2 tRNA genes and 2 rRNA genes are annotated in these 5,324 nt (G+C 52.3%); all 4 read left to right on the top strand.

The window, feature by feature from the left end:
- The first annotated feature begins 434 nt into the window (after positions 1–434).
- The 4 genes from AC0QKW_RS09720 (at position 435) to AC0QKW_RS09705 (ending at position 5,300) form a co-directional block, all read left to right on the top strand.
- Positions 435–1,927: ribosomal RNA gene (locus AC0QKW_RS09720) — 16S ribosomal RNA — on the top strand.
- 150 nt (positions 1,928–2,077) lie between these two features.
- Positions 2,078–2,151 (top strand) — tRNA-Ile (locus AC0QKW_RS09715).
- Positions 2,152–2,156: 5 nt separating this feature from the next.
- Positions 2,157–2,232: transfer RNA gene (locus AC0QKW_RS09710), tRNA-Ala, on the top strand.
- 184 nt (positions 2,233–2,416) lie between these two features.
- A 23S ribosomal RNA gene (locus tag AC0QKW_RS09705) occupies positions 2,417–5,300 on the top strand.
- The 16S and 23S rRNA genes sit together here with 2 tRNA genes alongside, the layout of an rRNA operon.
- Positions 5,301–5,324: the final 24 nt, after the last annotated feature.

Genomic DNA, 5,324 nt, shown 5'->3' with positions numbered 1-5,324 from the left:
GTTCTTTTCCATGCTCTGACCGCCATATACGGTGTTGGCTGAGAGATTTTCCCGAGAAATTTTGCAAGAAACCCTTTTGAGCGGCCCCTTTAAAGGCTGAAACCCCTTGTGCTGCAAGGGGTTTCGGGGACCGAATAAAAAGTCAGACAAAGGGGTTGACTCTGCCATCCATTCGTTTTATATTAGTAAAGCGCCTGAGGGAAGCGGCTCACACGAGTTACTACCTGAGGGCCACCAAGAGAACCTCGACAACTACATAATCTAGAAACAAAGCCAAGGTTCCTGTCAAGGATTAAATTGGTTTAATGATAGCACTAGTGTTTTCATTAGGTCAAGTGGAAGACAGAAACGGATACTGAGGTATCCGGGACATGCTTTTCGGGTCATTTTTCACGAATGACGAATTGGGATTAGCTTTTCGGAGTTTAATCACTAACATGGAGAGTTTGATCCTGGCTCAGGATGAACGCTGGCGGCGTGCTTAACACATGCAAGTCGAACGGAGTACTTTCGGGTACTTAGTGGCGGACGGGTGAGTAACGCGTGAGGATCTGCCCTTAGGAGGGGGACAACAGTTGGAAACGACTGCTAATACCCCATATGCCGAGAGGTGAAATGTTTTATCGCCTAGGGATGAACTCGCGTCTGATTAGCTAGTTGGTGGGGTAAGAGCCTACCAAGGCGACGATCAGTAGCTGGTCTAAGAGGATGATCAGCCACACTGGGACTGAGACACGGCCCAGACTCCTACGGGAGGCAGCAGTGGGGAATTTTCCGCAATGGGCGAAAGCCTGACGGAGCAACGCCGCGTGAGGGAGGAAGGCCTTAGGGTTGTAAACCTCTTTTCTCTGGGAAGAATAACTGACGGTACCAGAGGAATAAGCCTCGGCTAACTCCGTGCCAGCAGCCGCGGTAAGACGGAGGAGGCAAGCGTTATCCGGAATTATTGGGCGTAAAGCGTCCGCAGGCGGTTTTTTAAGTCTGTTGTCAAAGGTCACAGCTCAACTGTGGATCGGCAATGGAAACTGGGAGACTAGAGTGTGGTAGGGGTAGAGGGAATTCCCGGTGTAGCGGTGAAATGCGTAGATATCGGGAAGAACACCAGTGGCGAAGGCGCTCTACTGGGCCACAACTGACGCTGAGGGACGAAAGCTAGGGGAGCGAAAGGGATTAGATACCCCTGTAGTCCTAGCTGTAAACGATGGATACTAGGTGTTGGACGTATCGACCCGTGCAGTACCGTAGCTAACGCGTTAAGTATCCCGCCTGGGGAGTACGCACGCAAGTGTGAAACTCAAAGGAATTGACGGGGGCCCGCACAAGCGGTGGAGGATGTGGTTTAATTCGATGCAACGCGAAGAACCTTACCAAGGCTTGACATGTCACGAATCCTTTAGAGATAGAGGAGTGCCTTCGGGAGCGTGAACACAGGTGGTGCATGGCTGTCGTCAGCTCGTGTCGTGAGATGTTGGGTTAAGTCCCGCAACGAGCGCAACCCACGTTTTTAGTTGCCAGCATTAAGTTGGGCACTCTAGAGAGACTGCCGTGGACAACACGGAGGAAGGTGTGGACGACGTCAAGTCATCATGCCCCTTACGCCTTGGGCTACACACGTCCTACAATGCTACAGACAGAGGGCAGCGAGCATGCGAGTGCAAGCAAATCCCATAAACTGTGGCTCAGTTCAGATTGCAGGCTGCAACTCGCCTGCATGAAGGCGGAATCGCTAGTAATCGCAGGTCAGCATACTGCGGTGAATACGTTCCCGGGCCTTGTACACACCGCCCGTCACACCATGGGAGTTGGCCACGCCCGAAGTCGTTACTCTAACCGTTCGCGGAGGAGGGCGCCGAAGGCAGGGCTGATGACTGGGGTGAAGTCGTAACAAGGTAGCCGTACCGGAAGGTGTGGCTGGATCACCTCCTTTTAGGGAGACCTACCCTTGATAACTCCGAACCAATTTGAATTAGGAGTATTGAGAGGTCACTCTAGGTCGTTCAGGACTTTGAGATTAGTTTCTAGATTATGGTTGAGGTTTATTTTCTTTCCTGGGCAACTGGGATGTGGAAGTAAACACGGGCTATTAGCTCAGGTGGTTAGAGCGCACCCCTGATAAGGGTGAGGTCCCTGGTTCGAGTCCAGGATGGCCCACTTGTGGGGGTTTAGCTCAGTTGGTAGAGCGCCTGCTTTGCAAGCAGGATGTCAGCGGTTCGAGTCCGCTAACCTCCACCACGACAGCACGGATTAAATTCAGCACGTTATGTATTGGGGTGACCGAATTCATAATCTGCTGGGTGAGAGCCTAGCGAAGAACCTTGAAAACTGAATATGAGAGAAGTGTAAGGTAGTACACACAGAACATTCAAAGTTCGTTGAGAGAAGAGTGAACTTTGTTGGTTTAAACCAATGAAGTGAAGGTCAAGCTACAACGGGCTCACGGTGGATACCTAGGCACGCAGAGGCGAAGAAGGACGTGGTTACCGACGATACGCTTCGGGGAGCTGGAAGCAGGCATTGATCCGAAGATTTCCGAATGGGGCAACCCTAATATACGGCCACCTGAATCCATAGGGTGGCGCGAGCGAACCCGGCGAACTGAAACATCTTAGTAGCCGGAGGAAGAGAAAGAAAAATCGATTCCCTGAGTAGCGGCGAGCGAAACGGGAAGAGCCTAAACCAGTGGTTTTCACCATTGGGGTAGTGGGACAGCGATATGGACTCGAGCGGTTAGACGAAGCATTGGAATGATGCACCAGAGAAGGTGAAAGTCCTGTAGTCGAAAACTTAACGATACTAGCTGACTCCCGAGTAGGTCGGGGCACGAGAAATCCCGATTGAATCCGCGAGGACCACCTCGTAAGGCTAAATACTCCTGCGTGACCGATAGTGAACCAGTACCGCGAGGGAAAGGTGAAAAGAACCCCGGGAGGGGAGTGAAATAGAACATGAAACCGTGAGCCTACAAGCAGTTAGAGCTCGATTAAACGAGTGATAGCGTGCCTGTTGAAGAATGAGCCGGCGACTTATAGGGTCTGGCAGGTTAAAGCGGAAATGCTGAAGCCAAAGCGAAAGCGAGTCTGAATAGGGCGATAGTCAGATTTTATAGACCCGAACCCGGGTGATCTAACCATGGCCAGGATGAAGCTTGGGTGATACCAAGTGGAGGTCCGAACCGACTGGCGTTGAAAAGCCAGCGGATGAGCTGTGGTTAGGGGTGAAATGCCAATCGAACCCGGAGCTAGCTGGTTCTCCTCGAAATGTGTTTAGGCACAGCGGTATTGATTATATACGGGGGGTAAAGCACTGATTCGGTGCGGGCTGCGAGAGCGGTACCAAATCGAGTCAAACTCAGAATACCCGTAGCACACAATGCCAGTCAGACGGTGGGGGATAAGCTTCATCGTCGAAAGGGAAACAGCCCAGACCACCAGCTAAGGTCCCCAAATGGATGCTAAGTGATAAAGGAGGTGGGATTGCAGAGACAACCAGGAGGTTTGCCTAGAAGCAGCCATCCTTAAAAGAGTGCGTAATAGCTCACTGGTCAAGCGATCCTGCGCCGAAAATGAACGGGGCTAAGCATCCTACCGAAGCTGTGGACTTGTACTTGTACAAGTGGTAGAGGAGCGTTCTGTACGAGTTGAAGCGTTAGCGAGAGCAGGCGTGGATTGTACAGAAGTGAGAATGTCGGCTTAAGTAGCGAAAATGTAGGTGAGAATCCTACACCCCGAAATCCCAAGGTTTCCTCCGGAAGGCTCGTCCGCGGAGGGTTAGTCGGGACCTAAGGCGAGGCCGAAAGGCGTAGTCGATGGACAACGGATTAATATTTCCGTACCTGATTTGGATTGTGGCGGGGGACGGAGAAGGCTAAGACAGCCGGATGATGGTTACCGGTTTAAGTGTCCGAGGTGATGAGAGACGGCGAAAACGTCTTGAGCTAAGGCACGAGTACGACCCGTTACGACGGGGAAGTGTCTGATGTCAGGCTTCCAAGAAAAGCCCGAACCACGTTAATTCAAATTGGCCCGTACCCTAAACCGACACAGGTGGGAAGGTAGAGTATACCCAGGGGCGCGAGATAACTCTCTCTAAGGAACTCGGCAAAATGGCCCCGTAACTTCGGGAGAAGGGGTGCCAGCGAGAGCTGGTCGCAGTGAAGAGTCCCAGGCGACTGTTTACCAAAAACACAGGTCTCCGCTAAGTCGCAAGACGATGTATGGGGGCTGACGCCTGCCCAGTGCCGGAAGGTTAAGGAAGTTGGTCAGGCTCTTCGGAGTTGAAGCTAGCGACTGAAGCCCCGGTGAACGGCGGCCGTAACTATAACGGTCCTAAGGTAGCGAAATTCCTTGTCGGGTAAGTTCCGACCCGCACGAAAGGCGTAACGATCTGGGAGCTGTCTCGGAGAGAGGCTCGGCGAAATAGGAATGTCTGTGAAGATACGGACTACCTGCACCCGGACAGAAAGACCCTATGAAGCTTTACTGTAGCTTGGTATTGGGTTCGGGCTTTAATTGCGCAGGATAGGTGGGAGACTATGAAGTTGCTCTTGTGGGAGTGATGGAGTCACTGGTGAGATACCACTCTATTAAGGCTAGAATTCTAACGTTGACCCGTCATCCGGGCAGCGGACAGTATCAGGTGGGCAGTTTGACTGGGGCGGTCGCCTCCTAAATGGTAACGGAGGCGCGCAAAGGTTCTCTCAGGCTGGTTGGAAATCAGCCATTGAGTGTAAAGGCATAAGAGAGCTTGACTGCGAGACTGACAAGTCGAGCAGGTACGAAAGTAGGCCTTAGTGATCCGACGGTTCCGCGTGGAAGGGCCGTCGCTCAACGGATAAAAGTTACTCTAGGGATAACAGGCTGATCTCCCCCAAGAGTTCACATCGACGGGGAGGTTTGGCACCTCGATGTCGGCTCATCGCAACCTGGGGCTGTAGTCGGTCCCAAGGGTTGGGCTGTTCGCCCATTAAAGCGGTACGTGAGCTGGGTTCAGAACGTCGTGAGACAGTTCGGTCCATATCCGGTGCAGGCGTAGGAACATTGAGAGGAGTCTTCCTTAGTACGAGAGGACCGGGAAGAACGCACCGCTGGTGTACCTGTTATCGTGCCAACGGTAAACGCAGGGTAGCTAAGTGCGGAGAGGATAACCGCTGAAAGCATCTAAGTGGGAAGCCCACCTCAAGATGAGTGTTCCCATGGCATAAGCCAGTAAGGTCACGGGTAGACCACCCGTTAATAGGCGCTAGATGGAAGTCCAGCAATGGATGTAGTCGAGGCGTACTAACAGACCGAGGGCTTGACCTCACACTCAAGTCCATCAACGTTCAA

This window comes from Pseudanabaena sp. PCC 9330, from assembly GCF_055795045.1.
The sequence above is the reverse complement of the archived record's forward strand: the minus strand, read 5'-3'. Positions and strand labels throughout refer to the sequence as shown.